This window comes from Catellatospora sp. NPDC049133, from assembly GCF_040648455.1.
Classification (GTDB): Bacteria; Actinomycetota; Actinomycetes; order Mycobacteriales; family Micromonosporaceae; genus Catellatospora; species Catellatospora aurea.
Genome location: NZ_JBEZDT010000100.1, coordinates 1 through 1062, shown reverse-complemented (window position 1 = coordinate 1062; position 1062 = coordinate 1). Strand labels below are relative to the sequence as shown.

The following is a 1062-nucleotide window of genomic DNA, read 5'->3' as shown; positions in this document are numbered from 1 at the left end:
GCCATGGCGGAGGCGCCGACGACGACGGCGACGGTGGCCAGGGCGATCAGGGTGCTGTTGGCCAGTTGTCGCCAGAAGACGGGGTCGGCGAGGATCCCGGTGTAGTTGCCGGGCTGCCAGGGGTCGGGCCAGCCGAGGGGGTTGGTGGACAGCTGGCCGTTGTCCTTGAACCCGCCGAGCACCCCGAACCCGACCGGCACCACGATCAGCGCCCCGATCGCGATGGAGACGACATGCAGGACGGCGCGGCGGGCCCGCGCGGCCGGGTTGTCTGTGGTGGTCACCGTTGCACTCCCCTGGTGGTGATCGCGCCCTCGGTGTCGCGACGCAGCACGAACCGCTGATAGAACAGGGCGAAGACGAGGCTCAGCATGAACATGACGATGCTGATCGCGCTGGCGTAGCCGACCTCGAAGCGGCGGAAGCCGCGGTCGAACATGGTGACGGCCATGGTCTCCGAGGCGTGGATCGGGCCGCCGCCGGTGAGCACCCAGACCATGTCGAACAGCTGGATGCTGCCGATCACCGACAGGAACACGCTGATCCGGATCGTCGGGCCCAGCAGCGGCAGCGTCACGTGCCGGAACACCTGCCACGCGCTCGCGCCGTCGGTGGTCGCGGCCTCGGTCAGCTCGGCCGGGATGCCCTGCCGGCCCGCCAAGTACAGGATCATGTGGAAGCCGAAGTACTTCCACGAGATCACCAGGAACAGCGCGAACAGCACCGTGTCCGGGTCGGCGAAAACCGCGCCCGCCTCGGCGCCCAGCAACTTCGACACCGTGTCGCCCAGGCCCCGGTTGGGTGAGAGCACCAGGGTGAACAGCACCGCGGTGGTGACCTCGGACAGCACGTAGGGGGCGAAGAAGATGACGCGGTAGACGCTGCGGCCCTTGAGCTTCTGGTTGAGCAGCATCGCCAGGGCCAGGGAGACCGGGAGCTGGATGACCAGCGACAGGGTGATCAGGATCAGCGTGTGCCACAGGTCGCCGAGGAACGTCGGGTCCTTGAAGGCGCGGGTGAAGTTGTCCAGCCCGACGAAGTTCTCCGGCAGGTTGAAGCCGT

1 protein-coding gene and 1 pseudogene are annotated in these 1062 nt (G+C 67.8%); both read right to left on the bottom strand.

Features of this window, described 5'->3' with window-relative positions; all coding sequences use genetic code 11:
* Positions 1-284, bottom strand: a pseudogene (locus tag AB0B35_RS42180) (carbohydrate ABC transporter permease); the annotation flags it as partial.
* Positions 281-1062: sugar ABC transporter permease (locus tag AB0B35_RS42175; protein ID WP_361057552.1), on the bottom strand; the 782-nt coding region annotated here is incomplete at its 5' end. The gene AB0B35_RS42175 and the pseudogene AB0B35_RS42180, both read right to left, overlap by 4 nt.